The organism is Alteripontixanthobacter muriae (genome assembly GCF_013336795.1).
GTDB classification, from domain to species: Bacteria; Pseudomonadota; Alphaproteobacteria; order Sphingomonadales; family Sphingomonadaceae; genus Pseudopontixanthobacter; species Pseudopontixanthobacter muriae.
In genome coordinates, this window is the sequence record NZ_JAAFZT010000035.1 from 202,487 (window position 1) to 216,705 (window position 14,219).

At 59.2% G+C, this 14,219-nt stretch carries 12 protein-coding genes and 1 tRNA gene; 5 read left to right on the plus strand and 8 right to left on the minus strand.

Features of this window, described 5'->3' with window-relative positions:
• Positions 1-4: 4 nt before the first annotated feature.
• From G7A66_RS10965 to G7A66_RS11000, 8 genes are all read right to left on the minus strand, one after another.
• On the minus strand, positions 5-1,366 hold the full coding sequence (locus tag G7A66_RS10965; RefSeq protein WP_232366861.1) for a M48 family metalloprotease: 1,362 nt from the start codon (positions 1,364-1,366) through the stop codon (positions 5-7).
• Between the two features lie 65 nt (positions 1,367-1,431).
• Positions 1,432-2,364: an alpha/beta hydrolase gene (locus G7A66_RS10970; RefSeq protein WP_232366814.1), complete on the minus strand. Its 933-nt coding sequence runs from the start codon at positions 2,362-2,364 to the stop codon at positions 1,432-1,434.
• A 29-nt stretch (positions 2,365-2,393) separates the two neighbouring features.
• Complete coding sequence (locus G7A66_RS10975; protein WP_232366815.1) at positions 2,394-3,554, minus strand: phosphatase domain-containing protein; 1,161 nt, start codon at positions 3,552-3,554, stop codon at positions 2,394-2,396.
• Between the two features lie 41 nt (positions 3,555-3,595).
• Positions 3,596-5,359, minus strand: coding sequence for a PAS domain-containing protein (locus tag G7A66_RS14650; RefSeq protein WP_174295704.1), 1,764 nt, complete (start codon positions 5,357-5,359; stop codon positions 3,596-3,598).
• 86 nt (positions 5,360-5,445) lie between these two features.
• A complete protein-coding gene (locus G7A66_RS10985; RefSeq protein WP_174295705.1) occupies positions 5,446-5,910 on the minus strand; it encodes a DUF2141 domain-containing protein in 465 nt (154 codons plus the stop codon).
• A gap of 13 nt (positions 5,911-5,923) precedes the next feature.
• A complete protein-coding gene (locus tag G7A66_RS10990) occupies positions 5,924-6,646 on the minus strand; it encodes a sterol desaturase family protein (protein WP_174295706.1) in 723 nt (240 codons plus the stop codon).
• Positions 6,647-6,733: 87 nt separating this feature from the next.
• The gene (locus tag G7A66_RS10995; protein ID WP_174295707.1) at positions 6,734-7,246 is read right to left on the minus strand and encodes an MmcB family DNA repair protein; all 513 of its coding nucleotides are present in this window, start codon (positions 7,244-7,246) and stop codon (positions 6,734-6,736) included.
• A gap of 82 nt (positions 7,247-7,328) precedes the next feature.
• The gene (locus G7A66_RS11000; protein ID WP_232366816.1) at positions 7,329-7,745 is read right to left on the minus strand and encodes a hypothetical protein; all 417 of its coding nucleotides are present in this window, start codon (positions 7,743-7,745) and stop codon (positions 7,329-7,331) included.
• A 146-nt stretch (positions 7,746-7,891) separates the two neighbouring features.
• On the opposite strand from G7A66_RS11000, the gene G7A66_RS11005 reads away from it, so the two are divergent.
• The 5 genes from G7A66_RS11005 to G7A66_RS11025 all read left to right on the plus strand — a co-directional run bounded on the left by G7A66_RS11005 (position 7,892) and on the right by G7A66_RS11025 (position 14,203).
• Positions 7,892-7,968 (plus strand) — tRNA-Arg (locus tag G7A66_RS11005).
• A gap of 467 nt (positions 7,969-8,435) precedes the next feature.
• Positions 8,436-9,434, plus strand: coding sequence for an ABC-three component system protein (locus tag G7A66_RS11010; RefSeq protein WP_174295708.1), 999 nt, complete (start codon positions 8,436-8,438; stop codon positions 9,432-9,434).
• Positions 9,425-9,922 carry an ABC-three component system middle component 2 gene (locus G7A66_RS11015; protein WP_174295709.1) on the plus strand — a complete coding sequence of 166 codons (498 nt, stop codon included), beginning with the start codon at positions 9,425-9,427 and terminating at the stop codon, positions 9,920-9,922. Before G7A66_RS11010 ends, G7A66_RS11015 begins: the two co-directional genes overlap by 10 nt.
• Positions 9,923-9,984: 62 nt before the next feature.
• Positions 9,985-11,802, plus strand: coding sequence for a hypothetical protein (locus tag G7A66_RS11020; protein ID WP_174295710.1), 1,818 nt, complete (start codon positions 9,985-9,987; stop codon positions 11,800-11,802).
• A 1,229-nt stretch (positions 11,803-13,031) separates the two neighbouring features.
• Positions 13,032-14,203, plus strand: a protein-coding gene (locus G7A66_RS11025) for an IS3 family transposase (RefSeq protein WP_174295711.1) whose coding sequence is annotated in 2 segments (ribosomal slippage) — positions 13,032-13,284 and positions 13,284-14,203 — 1,173 coding nt in all. Because the reading frame shifts where the segments join, the coding sequence is not laid out codon by codon here.
• Positions 14,204-14,219 lie beyond the last annotated feature (16 nt).

Here is a 14,219-nt window from a genome sequence, read left to right on the forward strand (position 1 = left end):
GCCCTTAGCGGTTCTTAACGTCCTGCTCCAGCATGGCGCGGGCCTGCATCGCAATGTCCTGCGCCCGCAGCCAATCCGGCGAGCCGTGCGGAAGCCCGGCCTCGGCAGCCTGCGCGCTACGCAGCGCGGTTTCGTACTGGCGGCTCATCACCTGCTGTTCCGCGCTGGCGAGTCGCGCCCGCGGCATATCGCCGCGCGCTGCGTAGACGACGCCAAGCTGATACCATGCGAAAGGGTTAAGCCGGTCGCGCGCCACGGCGGCTCTCAGCACCCCTTCCGCCTCTTCGAAATGGCTCTTGTCTTCCGTCGCGATCAGGGCGTGACCGAAGACGGCTGCAATCAGCGGCTCGTTATTGGTCATTGCCGCAGCCTTGCGCAGCGGTTCCAGCGCCTCGTTCGGCCGGCCGGATTCCAGCAGGACCTGCCCTTTCAGCTCCAGGAAATAAGGGTCGGCAGGATTCATCGCGAGCAAGGCATCGGTTTCCGCCAGGGCCTGCGGGATCATGGCGTTCTTGTGATAGGCGTAGGCGCGGGCATAGCGCGCCGGCACGCCGGTCATGCTCTCAGGGTAATCGCGCAAGGTGCGTTCGGGCCGCGCCAGATAGCCGAAAAGCTTGGCCTTCACCCGTTCGAAGCGCCCTTGCAGTACCGGATCGTCGGGTTTGTCCCAGGCGGGGTCGTCGATGTAATCTTCGCGCAGGGTCGCGATCCGGTCTCCGGAAAGCGGGTGCGTCCGCCCGAACGTCGCCTCGTCCTTCTGACTGTAGCCATAGCGGAATTCCTGGTTCTGCAACTTGCCGAAGAAAGCGAGCGAACCGCGGCCCGAAATGCCAGCCTTCGAAAGATAGGCTGCACCGGCTGCGTCGGCGCTGGATTCCTGTACCCTCGTAAAAGCAAGGAACTTGCCCATTGCCGCCTGCTGGCCCGCCATGATGACGCCCATGGCTGCATCGCCCGCACCCGCCACCGCCGCAGCAACCCCGAGAAGCATGGAGACCAGCGAAATGCTGGTGGCAGTGCCCACCGCCTCGCCGCCGCGAATGATGTGCCCGCCGGTGATATGGCCCAGCTCATGCGCGATGACGCCCTGCACCTCATTCGCCGTGTCGGCGGCATCGATAAGGCCGCTATGGATATAAACCGCCTGACCGCCGGCGACGAAGGCGTTGATGGACGGATCGTTGATAAGGACGATGGAGACATTACCCGGCGCGAGTCCAGCGGCTTCGATCAGCGGCGCGGCCATCTCGTTCAGCAGGGCCTCGGTCTCCGCATCCCGCAATATGGACTGTGCGGCGGCAGGCTGGGCCAGCAGCGCGAATGCAGCGGCAATGGCGAACAACCGGGGCACAAAGGCAGCAAGCATGGGGGCGGGCTTTCGCATGGGAACTGGCTATACCGGCCTTTCCGCTGAACCGGAACTGAAAGCGACTATTCGCCTGTGCGGCCGAGGGAGGTGCTTGCGCCCGTTTCCCTCTGCCCGATGAAACGCAGGATACGATCCTTTACCGTCCCGTCCCGGTCGAACGGGCTGGCGAGCGCCATGATGATCCCCGAATGGGTCATTCCGTCAAACACGACCGCCTCGGTCGGCATGCCTTCGGCAGTCAGGGCGGCGGCCAGCGCACGGCTGTTGCGCGGCTTGACCCTGTCATCGGCGCTGCCTGTCGCAAGCAACATCGGCGGGGGATCGGCACGGGCAAAGTGCACGGGCTGTGTCGCAAGCGGATCGGGAGCGGAGCCGAAGGCGGCGCGGCTGGAATCGCTGTCGAAGGGATAGAAATCGTAAGGACCTGCCAGTCCGACGATGCCCTGAACAGCGCCTGTCTCCAGCCCCTCTGCCGCAAGCCATTGCGGGTCCAGCCCCAGCATCGCGACATTGTAAGCGCCCGCCGAATGGCCCATCAGGTAGATGCGCTGCGGGTCGCCGCCATAGCGGGCGACATTGTCATGCACCCAGCGCAGGGCTGCGGCGCTGTCCTGCAGCATGGCCGGGAACCTGCCTTCCTCGCCAAGACGGTAGCCGGCATTGACGACGATGAAGCCCTCGGGCGCGAAGGTCCGCGCGACGAAGGTGTAATCCGCAGGGTCGCCGAACGCCCAGCTGCCGCCGTGAATGAAGACCAGGACCGGTTGCAGGTCGGCATCAACCTCGACGCTCGGCGTTTCCGCGCGAAAGACATACAGTTTCTGCGCCTCCGCGCCGCCGTAGAAGACAGGTCCGGCGATTCGATCGACACTTGCGCCCCCGAACAGCCGGTCCAGCGTATCCAGAGTCGCCACGGACTGGTTCTTGACCGCCCAGAACCAGATTCCGGCACAGACCAGCGCAACGAGCAGGAAAACGCCAAGCAGCCAGCCCATGCATCCGACCTTTCGTGCCGAGCGGGCCATCAAGCCCGCCTGGCTTCTGCGCTGCCTGTGGCGTCCTGTTCGGCGGACACATCCAGTTTCTCGATCGTCTCGACAATATGTGCGGCATCCTCGTCATGCGCCAGCCCGACATCGGCAAGGAAATCCTGCCCGATCTCATAGGTATTCCCCAGCCAGAGATGCGTGCCGCTTTCCTCGATCACTTGCACCGCCGCTACTTCCTCAGCCGTCATCTCTTCGCCGGCGGTGCGGATGAATACGGCTGCGATTCTGCCGGGGTGGTCGGCCACCACGGCGCCATAGGCCGTCAGGTCGCCCTGCGTATCGTCGCCGATCAGGGCAAAGCGCATGTCCGGAAAGGTCGCGAGAATATCGTCGATGGCGGCGCGCTTGTGCGTGCCGTGGCTCGATTTACCGAGTGTCTCACGATCCAGTCCCCAGTCGCGCAGCAGCAAAGGCCCGAGGGGGAGTTTTCGCGTGCGCTGAAAGGCGACAAGATAGGAGAACAGGTTCCACGGCGAAGACGAGACATAGAAGAAAGGCCGGTGCGTAGCGTCGATTCGCGTGCCCGGCGCGCTCTGCGATCCGGTCGCCACCGCCCCGCCGCCGAGTGCGCCGTAGAACACGTCCGCGCCCGGAACGGCGATCCGGTCATCGGGCAATTGCGCCAGCACCCGGTTGAGATTGCGCAACACCGAGCGCAAGCCGCCGGTGATGCCAGTTTCGATGATCGTGTCGTCAATGTCGGAAATGATGCCAAGGCTTTCTTCCGATCCCGGCACCAGCACATTACCGTCCACCTTCTGAGAACCGTCGCGATTATCCCACTCGAGCGAAACCTTCTCCCATGACGTGTGTCGTGGCAGCGGCCAGCCTCCGGAAAGATCCAGGTCGAAATGAGCAAAGCCCTCTGAATTCGTATGCGCCTCGTGCCGTGTGGTCTCACCCGAGGGGCTGCGAATTTCCAGGGTAATGGGAAGCTCCGGAACTTCCGGAGAAGCGAATTGCGCCATCATGGTGCGCAACGCCTGCCAGCGGCCCTTGCCGGCGAAGGTCGCCTGTTTGGAACGCAAGGCGCGGACGGAAATGGTCAGACGGTGCTGGCTGCGATAGCCGAAATAGGGTTGAACGCGGATGGGGCGGGGGCGCAGGAATTCCATGAGCGCCCTGCTAGCGAGCATGCGCCGGGCTGAATAGTCCTGCGGCCAATTGCCGCTCCGCGTCAGCCAACCAGCTTGCGCCCTACGCGTTCCATCAGAGGCACGTCGTCGCTTATTTCTCCCAGCAACACGATGCGGCCATCGGCGTCGCGGCGGATCATCACCACGGCGAATTCGTCGCCTTCCGGTGAAAGGGCGTCGAAATTCATACCTTCGATCTGGCGCAGTTCCTCGGCCAGGTTTTCGCGAATGTGCTTCGCCGGCTCGGCCAGCTTGCCGGCTTCTTCCCGCCGCAGCTTGCGTTCGGCCTGGACGACGCCTTTCAGCCCGCCTTCCGCCTCGATGAGAAAACCGGCCAGAGTTCCGCGTGCGATACCGATGCGGTGGGCATGGCCCAGCACGGCGGCATATTCGGTCAGGCGGGTCTTGTCGTAATCCGCTCCGAAGACGAGTTTCACCACCGGCGTCATGCGCGCGCGGTCCTGTGCCTGGAGGCCGTTTTCCTCCATCAGTTCGGCGAAATCTTCCGGCGCATCTTCTGCGGCGAGACTTACGTCATAGGCACGGCCGACTGCTGCATAGAGCGCGCTGCGGCTGCGGTCTTCGGTAGTGCGTGCAGCCAGGGCGAGTTCACGCGCGGCGGCGAGCACATCGTAAAGGCCGCCTTCGCCTGCACCTTCTTCGGCATCCACAGCATCGTGATCTTCGTCGCTGCCTGCGTTAACCGGTTCGATCAACGGCGCGGCCGACAGGTCGATCGGCATCTTCGGTGATGGTGCCAGTGTTGGCGCTGGCGGTTCGTAATTCGCCGGAATGGCTGCGCCCGATGCGGTTACGGATGGGGTGCCTTCTGCCTCTTCGCCAGCTTCATCGCTGCCATCGGGCGCGTCGCTCCCACCCATGGAGGACAGCAGGGAGGCATATCCGGCTTCGTCGCCGAAATCCTCTTCTTCCTCATCATACTCGCCGTAATCGTCATATTCGTCACCGTCCGCATCATCTCCGGTCAGTGCGAGGCTGCCGAAGCGAGGGCGCGGCATGGCGGTTGGGGCCACGCTTTCATCCTCATCTGTCTCACTTGCGGCAGCGGAGGCCGCAGCTGCGACAGCAGCTTCGTCGAGTCCATCTTCATCTGCCTCATCTGCAGCATGGTCCTGATTGCCGATCGGTCCATCCGCCCATTCGGTTACCGGATCGTGCATGCGTACCGAGGCTTCCGGCGACGGCTCGAGCGCCTGGTCCATCTCGAGCAGCAATTCGTCGGTTGTCGCCTGGTCGGCCATTTCCTTCCAGTTGATAACGCCGTGAATGAAGTCGATATTATCGTTATCGCTGGAAAACGGCAGCAATATTCCGCGATACAGAATGGTGGACCCGCGCTGGTTCACGAATTCGGCTTCGAAACCGATTGGCGCCTGATTCGCCAGGATCTGCATGTAATGGTCGGTAATGCGGCTCAGCAGGGAACGGCTCGGCACGTCGGACAGACGGTTGATCTCGCCATCCGTCCCGCATTCCAGCGCCAGTTTCGCGCCCAGAAAAGGGACTGCGGGGTCTTCGATTCCGGTGCTGAAATCCAGCAGCACGCTATAGGGGCCGAAATCCGGCAGATCGTCGGGATCGAGGCTGTCGATTGAGGGGTAGGGCGCATCCTCCAGCAGCCCGGCCCAGTAATTATAGGCCCGCACCTGCATTCGGCGCTCGTCCTGCCCGACGGGCGAGGGCGGCGCTTCGAGCACTGCATCGTCCTCGGCCGGATCATAGTCGCTGTCGGTTTCGGCAAGGTCGTATTCGACCGATCCGAAATGTCCGCGCAAGGTATCCATCTGTCTTCAAGGCCCCCGTAATACTTTCATCACGGGTTCTGAAGCAGCATGGTAAACATAATGTTAAGTGCTTGGCTTTGGGCGCCTTACAGCATGTAGCGCATTCGGATCGTCTGCCTCACGTTCTGCTCACGCACGTGGAAAGCCGCTGCATCGAACGCAGGCGGACCCATCTGCACAGGTGCATCGCGTGAGAAGCCGAACCCTTCGCGCGGGATCATCGTCAGGGCGCGGTCCGCCTTGCCGTTGCCATTCTCGTCATGGAGCAGGGCAATGGCATAGCGGCCCGGCGCGACATCGTGGAAGGTCAGGGTCACGGTGTCTGCTGCCGGAACGACCGTCTTGTAGGAGGCGCCGCCCTTGGTGCAGCGAGGAAACTTGCTGTGATCGGACGTCATGCAGGCGCGGACCACCCCGTCATGCGAACGAAGATCGGTCACGCGCACCACCACGTCGCTGCCCGGAAGATGAAGCGTGATCGGGGCGCCGCCGCCCAGCATCGCGGCTGCCGCCAGCAGCGCAAGAGGCTTCGTACCCTTTGCAAAGCTCATGCTGCAGAAACCATCAACGCGCAAAACTGTCCGACAGCCCCCGGTCGGTCTTGCAGAGGCGATCCCAGAACCGGAAATAGAGGCCGTAATTGCATGTATAACGCTCGTGATGTCGTTGATGGTGCGTGGCGGTTATCAACCAGCCACCCAACCTTGAATGAACGAGACGGCGAGGAAACATCTCCCAGCCCATATGATTCGTGACGCCCATCACAGTCATGATGGCAAGCACGAGGCCGAGCACCGCGACGTGGACAGGGACGAGGAAAACCAGCACGGGGATCACGACGGCTCCGGTCAGCGCCTCGCCGGGATGGAAGCTCATCGCCGCCCAAGCCGTTGGCGGGCGGCTGGCGTGGTGCACGGCATGCAATGCTCGGAAGATTCTGGGCCGATGCATCCAGCGATGCGTCCAGTAAAACCAGGTATCGTGCAGGAATAGGAAGATGAAAAGCGACACCGGCAGATACCAGAGCGGCCAGGCATTCCATTCGGTATAGACGAGCGTCCATCCATGCTCGCGCCATCCCCACGCGATTACGCCTGCCGGAACGCCAAAAATCGCGGCAGAGATCAGCGACCAGCGGATTTCGCGCCTGATTTGCGGGGCCAGACTGTCGTAAAGCCCCGGCCGCACGCGCGCAGTTGCCATCGCGAACAATCCGCTCGCAGCGAGATAGCGTAATGCGACGATCGCTGTCATGGCGATGGCAGATAGGATTATGGCTTGGACCATGGGCACTGTCTTATGCCGAGAACGGTTAAATTATGACAGCGCTTTCGGATGCGGCCCGCTGGTGGTCAGAAGAAGGCAGAATTTCTGTTAGGCTGCGCCTTCCCGGTTCGCCCAGGGCGCACAATGCGGATCGCCGCCGACCAGATTGCGCCGCAGGGCGGTTCGGGCCAATCGCTCGATTTCAACCTTGCGGCGCGCAGCGGCCAGCGGATGGGAGGGTGCTGGCCGCACGATTTCCGCATCGTAGGAATCCGCCACGATCACGCCGCAGCATTCGGGCCGGTAATCCTCGCTCTCCAGCGGAGACCGGTCGATGATGGGCGGCAGACCCCAGTAGAACCGATCGCAGAATTCGAGATAATCGGGCCACTTCCCGTCACCGAGCAAGTCCGACCGGCTCACCTTGATTTCCACGATGATGATCCGCCCCTTGGGATCGATGCCCATCAGATCGGCCCGCCTGCCGTTGCGTAGCGGCATTTCCGTCAGGCACCAGATATCGTTGCGCGCGAAAAGACGGCAGATGCCTCTGGCAACCGATGCAGCATCCAGCTGCGGCGGCGGGACTGGCGCGGCGTCGAGAATGTGCGAATCAACCATGCCCCTGATTGGAACATAGCAAGAACCCGGTCAAGATGCTGGCAGCGCCAGTGCGGCTCCTGTCGAGCCTTGCACTATTTGTTCAGGCGCTGCGCCTCGGTCCCATGGCACCGCTTTCCGGAGCAAGCGCGAGGATAGCGTCACGTGCGGCGGTGAATTCGCTCCAAAGTCGGTGCGCCGCAGCGGAAGGATCCTGCCCGCGCGCGCTCACCGCCAGCAAGGCGGTGAGGCCCGGCCGCATGATCGCGGACAGGTCGGCTATGCCCTGTTCGGCAAGATCCTGCTGCCATTCGTTCGAATTGCGAAGCTGTGCCGGAAAATTGCGCATCCTCGCATCCACTTTTTCTGGCTCCTGCCCGGCAAGCGCGGCGACGGCAGCACCCGCATCCTGCAGGGCAGCCCATCGCACGGACAAGGCGACGGGCAGGGATGATAGCGCCGGACCGGACACGGGATTGGCTCTGGCAAGAGCTTCCGCTATGGCGAAACTATGCGACATGGCGTTCATGGCAAGCGTCATACCGCTGATGAGCTTACAAATGTGCTAACGATCTTCACGCGCGGTGCACGCCGGGCAGGGAATTGCCACGATCCTGTTTTATAGGCTGGCAAGCCGCACGGCGCTTTGCTAAACGCCCCTCCGATGCACCCGTAGCTCAGCTGGATAGAGCGCTGCCCTCCGAAGGCAGAGGTCACAGGTTCGAATCCTGTCGGGTGCACCATATTTCTCAGTAACTTGGTATAGCGCGAGCTGCTTTGTAATGCCCCCGGGCAGCACCGGGGCATCACACACTCCCCCACAGGGGGTGGGCCCAAGCTTTTCACTAATGGTTCTGCGAGGGGATATTCGGCAATCTCAGTGCCGGGGGCGGATGCGTTTCTGGGTCGAAATCGAGCTGACCGCTTTCGTCAAAAATTGCGGCAAAGCGGATTTTCGGTTCTCAAGCCGGCAGCGCGATGTGACCAGAGCGAACGGGTGACCGTCCCATCAGCCGACAGATCCTTCTAGTTGCGAGGCAGCTATGCGGCAATTCGTGGGGAAAGCTGTGTCGGAGGGCGTCTGGCCTGCGAGTAATTGCCGCTTTCCACTCGGGGATTTACTCAATTATCTAATTTCTTTGCGGAATTGCTTCGAGTTGAATATCGGCTAAAGCTGGATCCACGGACATCCTTTCGGCCGAATGGAAACATGAAACCCAATTACGCAAGGAAGATTTACACGCTCGATGACGACGATCTCGAGCGGTTGATCGATGATTGGGTCGGGCATAAGCAATCCAAGTATCATAGTAGCGAGATATTCGCCGGTGCGGGAGACATGGGCAGGGATGTTGTCGGCTACCAAACGGCCTCAAAGCTGGAGGGGCCTTGGGACAACTTCCAGTGCAAGCAGCTGAAGAGTTCTCTCACAAGGCCTGGTATGCTTCGCGAACTGGCCAAGATCTTTTACCACAGTGGTCAAGGCCACTTTAGCCTCCCTGCAAATTACACGTTCGTGGCGCCTCGAGGCATCACGCGTCCAGCCAATAGTCTGCTTACGCATCCCACGGAGCTTGCCGCAGCACTTAAGGAGGATTGGGATACGGTGTGTGCCAACCACATCACTGATGGCGTAGTTGTCAAGTTGGACCCTGGTTTGGTGTCCGAGATTGACGACTTTGATTTCACGCACGTTGGTAGTTTGGACGCCAATAGGTTGGCGAGTGACGCATCCATGACGCCCGTATTAGTGGATTGGTTTGGAGCTGACCCAGGCGCTCCACCGATGGGCTCCACCCCTGAGGAAATTCAACCTGAGGAGGCGCAATACCTGGAGCAGTTGGTTGCAGCGTATGGTCAACGGCGAGGAACGTTTTACGCGGATTCATCCGCAGCACTGAAATGCAGCGAGTATGGTAGGCGTTTGAAGGATCAGCGCACAAGGTTTTTTGAGGCCGCTCGCTTCAAGCGATACTATCGAGATAACACGCCAGAAAACGTTCTTCGGTCCTTCGAAGAGGACGTTTATCACTCAGTGATCGAAACCTACAACGCGGCGCACGCGGATGCTTTGGCAAAGGTGGATGCGGTGATGGAGCGAGCCGCCTTGGTCTCAGTTACCGGTGTCTTGAACAAATATGCTCGCGTCCCGGTTCGGCAGGGGACTTGCCACCATTTTGCAAACGACGGGGTGCTGGTATGGAAGTGACAAAGGCAGACCTGAGCAGCCCCTTCAACTCGACCGTTGAAGCCGGCTTGCGCGCCCTGATTGTGCTGGAAGCAATGCACCCTCGAAAGTGCAGTTTGGATGAGCTGACCTGGTTCGACTACCTAGTGGTTCACACCAGCGATATGGAGGGTCCAGAAAGCCTCCATCCAGATTTTGAAGCTAGTGTTGGAGAAATGCTTGTTCGTCGACGCTTAGTTGAAGAGAGTATTGCGCTCCTGAGAAAGCTACACCTCGTTATCGCGGACTATCATGATGGATTGAACTATCTGCCGGGTGATGAAGCACCTGCGGTTATCGACCTACTGACTTCGACATACAATCAAAAGTTGAAGATGAGGGCGAATTGGGTGGCGAACACCTTTCAAAAATTCGGCTCAGCTGAGGTGGAAGAAATCTTCGCTGACCGTATCGGAAGGTGGACGGCCGAATTCCGTGAGAGTGAACAGGCGACGAGTGCTGCGCTGTGACGGATTCGCGTATAATCATTCGGTTTATTGGACTCACAGGACCATCGCTTGAGCCTGCCCGCGTGAACTTTGACGACGGGGTAAACGTCGTTTTTGGCGCATCAAATACTGGCAAGTCTTTCACCGCAAAGTTGTTGAACTTCATGTTCGGGGGACAAAGCCCGTTGCCCGAAATTGAGGAACGGCGAGAATATGATTCAGTCTTGATGGGCCTGACGCTGCCGGAGCGGGGCGATTGCACCCTTTATCGTGCCGCCGCTGGTGGCGCCTTTCAGCTTTTTGACGGCCTTCACTTCACAAGACCCTCAGACGAACCCGGAGTGAGAATCCAGCCGACATATGATGCTCGTAATTCGTCGAACATTTCGACTCTTCTTTTGGGGGAGATTGGGTTGGACGGAAAAAAGGTCGTTAGGAATGAAGATGGAGCGCACCTGAGTTTCACTGTCCGAGTTCTCGCGCCCTATCTCTTCGCTGACGAAGAGGCGATCATTGCTGAGTTGAGTCCATTCCTCACGGGCGATAGAAACCAGGCAACCGCAGAGAAGAACGGGTTGCGGTTGATGCTGACTGGCCACGACGATAGCGCGGTTGTCCCAGTGCAGCCGCAGAAGATTCGGAAGGCGCAGCAAGAAGGCAAATATGATCTGATCGAGGAGATGATTGCCGAGATTGATGAAGGCCTCGGCGAGAATGCCCCCAATAGAGAAAATTTGAATAATCAGCTTGGCAAGCTCGAAAGCCGACTGAGCCAGTTTCAAACCCAAATCCGTCAACGTCAAGAACAGCTCGACGAGATGACGAGCGCGAGGCGAGAAATCAGCGACGCTATTTTTCAGTCGCGTGATCGAGGTAAAGAAGTCGGCCTGACCATTGCGCGATTTCTTCAGCTGGATCGCGTCTATCTGTCCGACCTGGAACGATTGGAGGCGGTTGATGAGGGAGGCAGCATTCTGCTCGCGCGAGTCGGTCGTCCGTGCCCGCTCTGTGGGTCTGAGATCGACGCCAACTCGCACTCTCATGGTCAAGATGAAATTGAGCTAGCCAGAACAGCGGCCCTTGCTGAACAGAAGAAGATTCGCAATGAACGGGGACAACTCCTGGAGACTGTAGCCGAGTTGAAGGTAGAGCAGTCAATTTGCGACCAAGAGATCGAACACCTGAGCCAGAAATTTCTGGAACTTCAGCAAAAGATTGATGCTGAATTGCCAAAAGAAGCGAAGTTTCGAGAAGAGTATGACGAACTCACCTCCGCTAGGGATGACGTTGTCGAAAAGCTGCGATTGTATGAGCAAAGGGATAGGCTGGCCGTAAGGCTATCCGAATTCTCTGAGAGAGTTCCGCGTGGTCGTGGCGATGATAAGTTGAAAACCGGCATAGATGGGCCGACTGGGCACGCGTTTGCCCAGAAGGTTCAAGAGGTCTTAGAAGCATGGAATTTCCCGAATGCTCCGATTGTTTCCTTCGATCCCGAGCGCCAGGATATCCAAATCAATGGGAAGGCTCGGTCGGCGAACGGCAAGGGCGTTAGAGCTATCTTGCACACTGCATCGAAGCTCGCCTTGCTCCTTTTCTGTCAAGAAAAGGGTCTGCCGCATCCGGGACTGCTTGTTGTTGACACACCATTGCTCACTTATCGCGAGCCAATGCACAATCCAAAGTATGGCGAACTTGATGATGATGAGAAGATGCTCAAAGCAACAACACTACAAGAGAGCTTCTACAGACATCTGATCTCACTGAAGGGAAAGGCCCAGATCATCATTTTGGAGAACACAGATCCACCAGAAGCCGAAGATATACATCGTATTGTGTTTACTGGGGAAGAGGGCAGAGGGCGTTTTGGCTTCTTTCCTACGCAATCTAACCGTCAGAATTAAAGCTGACTTTGTGCGCTGGTCAAATCTCTACCACCGTATGCGTGACAAACTGGGATTACCCGACTGGAACCGAGCCAGTGGCCCTGCCCCCGGAGTGTAAGGTCACCGAACTACAGCTTTCGGGGAATGTCTCGCACGCTAAAACGACCGGAATGACGGCGCAAAGTGGACCTTCGCATCCACTTCTTTTGTGGACCGAGAAGGCCCTATTTTCCAAAAAGGCAATTTCATTTTTACTGGTTAAACCTGTCCGAAGAGTGGGCAGCTTGATTGGAACGATTTGTGGTGGCAGAGCGCCCGACGTCGTTCATGCGCTTAGGGAGGCCTGATGGTCCAACATGACTTGGAGGGCGTAGCCGTAGCAGGTCCGTCCACAACCCTTTGGCGATACATGAGCCTGAGCAAGTTGCTACAGATGCTTCAAAGCGGCACCATCTGGTTCTCAAGGGTAGATCAGCTCCTAGATGCTGACCCTTACGAAGGGAGTCTCCCTTTTAGCCTGCAACCAGGCGAGGCAACGCCAAAGGATGCCGCCGCCGAGCGAGAGAGGCGGATGGCTGCCGGCTCATTGTCAAAGATGCGACACATGTTCTTTAAAACATTCAAAGAACAGAGGGAGTGCACTTTTGTATCCTGCTGGCACTCTGGTTCAAGCGACAACGACGCCATGTGGCGGCTTTACGGCGCTGAGAAGGATGGCTCAGTGTGCATAAGGACGACAGTAAGCCGAATTGCCCCTCAGCTTCCCGACTATGTTAGCGTGGGGCGAGTAGAATACGTTAACTACGACGATCATTGGTTAGATAACCCAAACGTCTACGTCCCTTTTTTCCGTAAACGGACATGCTTTCAGCACGAGAAGGAGGTTCGTTTTCTGTTTAACAGTTCTGTCGATGATGTGGGCCCACCGTTGCATGCCGACTCTGACATTAGGGGTTGGGAAATCAATTTTCACCCGGACGGATGTCTGACGGACATTTATGTTTCTCCCACCGCCCCACCCTGGTTCCTTCATGTTGTTGAGAGTGCTGTCGGTGGGCTGGGTCTATCAATACCAGTGCGTGAAGCGCCCATGGCACGCCGTCCGGTCTTTTAATCTGACAGAAATCCGGCGGGTCCAAGTACAGCGTCGCAAGTATTATTGAGGCCTGTGAATGCGCTCAAGTTGACGTGACCCCCTGATTTTCCTCCACGAGCGATTAGAGTCTGGCCTGAAGGAAGGACAGACGATGAAGCGCAAGAGGTTTTCGGAAGAGCAGATCATTGGCGTGCTGAAGGAAGCGGAGGCGGGCGCGAAGACCGCTGATCTGGCCCGGCGGCACGGGGTGTCTGAAGCGACGATCTACAACTGGAAGGCCAAGTATGGCGGGCTGGAGGTATCCGAAGCCCGGCGACTGCGGGAGCTTGAGAGCGAGAACGCGAAGCTCAAGCGGCTGCTGGCCGACACGATGCTGGACAACGTCGCGTTGAAGGATCTTCTTTCAAAAAAGTGGTGACGCCCGTCGCGAAGCGGGAAGCGGTCGCTCATCTCCAGGCATGTCATGGGATGAGCGAGCGGCGGGCGTGCCGTGTCATTGATGCCGATCGCAAGAGCGTGCGTTACCGTTCCATCCGGGACGGCGATGGTGCGCTGCGCGAGAAGCTGCGTGAGCTGGCCAACCAGCGTCGCCGGTTCGGCTACCGCCGCCTGCATATCTTGCTGCGCCGGGAGGGCGTGATGATCAACCGCAAGAAGACCCAGCGGCTCTACAAGGAGGAAGGTCTAGCGGTGAGGCGGCGACGCAGCCGCAAGCGTGCTGTGGGCATCAGAGCGCCGGCTCCGGTGCTGGCCCTACCGAACCAGCGCTGGAGCCTGGACTTCGTTCATGACCAGATGGCGTCGGGCAGACGGTTCCGGGTTCTCAACGTGGTCGATGATGTGACCAGAGAGTGCCTGGCAGCGGTGCCGGACACCTCGATCTCCGGACACCGCGTCGTGCGCGAGCTGACCCGGCTGATCGCCCAGCGGGGCAAGCCCGGCATGATCGTCAGCGATAATGGCACCGAGCTCACCAGCAATGCCGTGCTCGCATGGTGCGGTCAGATCGGCGTGGAGTGGCATTACATCGCTCCGGGCAAGCCGATGCAGAACGGCTACGTCGAGAGCTTCAACGGCCGCATGCGCGACGAACTGCTGAACGAGACCCTGTTCATGAGCCTTGCCCATGCAAGGGTCGAGATCGCTGCTTGGGTCGAGGACTACAACCGGGAGAGACCACACTCGTCCCTTGGCTACGCAACCCCGGCGGCGTTCGCCGCCGAACTGGATAAGCAATGGCCTGCTTCGCTACACCCTACGGGCTCCGCTACGCAGACCATTGCTTCAACCGCGCAGATGCGCAAAACAACCGCCCGGCTCTAATACCAGCTGGGGGAAA

Bases quoted from the DNA above. Each gene is read 5' to 3' on its own strand.
- G7A66_RS10970 (WP_232366814.1), bottom strand. From the start codon at position 2,364: ATGGGCTGGCTGCTTGGCGTTTTCCTGCTCGTTGCGCTGGTCTGTGCC.
- G7A66_RS11010 (WP_174295708.1), top strand. From the start codon at position 8,436: ATGAAACCCAATTACGCAAGGAAGATTTACACGCTCGATGACGACGAT.
- G7A66_RS10985 (WP_174295705.1), bottom strand. From the start codon at position 5,910: ATGAGCTTTGCAAAGGGTACGAAGCCTCTTGCGCTGCTGGCGGCAGCC.
- G7A66_RS10975 (WP_232366815.1), bottom strand. From the start codon at position 3,554: ATGCTCGCTAGCAGGGCGCTCATGGAATTCCTGCGCCCCCGCCCCATC.
- G7A66_RS14650 (WP_174295704.1), bottom strand. From the start codon at position 5,359: ATGGATACCTTGCGCGGACATTTCGGATCGGTCGAATACGACCTTGCC.
- G7A66_RS10990 (WP_174295706.1), bottom strand. From the start codon at position 6,646: ATGGTCCAAGCCATAATCCTATCTGCCATCGCCATGACAGCGATCGTC.
- G7A66_RS11000 (WP_232366816.1), bottom strand. From the start codon at position 7,745: ATGTCGCATAGTTTCGCCATAGCGGAAGCTCTTGCCAGAGCCAATCCC.
- G7A66_RS10995 (WP_174295707.1), bottom strand. From the start codon at position 7,246: ATGGTTGATTCGCACATTCTCGACGCCGCGCCAGTCCCGCCGCCGCAG.
- G7A66_RS11015 (WP_174295709.1), top strand. From the start codon at position 9,425: ATGGAAGTGACAAAGGCAGACCTGAGCAGCCCCTTCAACTCGACCGTT.
- G7A66_RS10965 (WP_232366861.1), bottom strand. From the start codon at position 1,366: ATGCTTGCTGCCTTTGTGCCCCGGTTGTTCGCCATTGCCGCTGCATTC.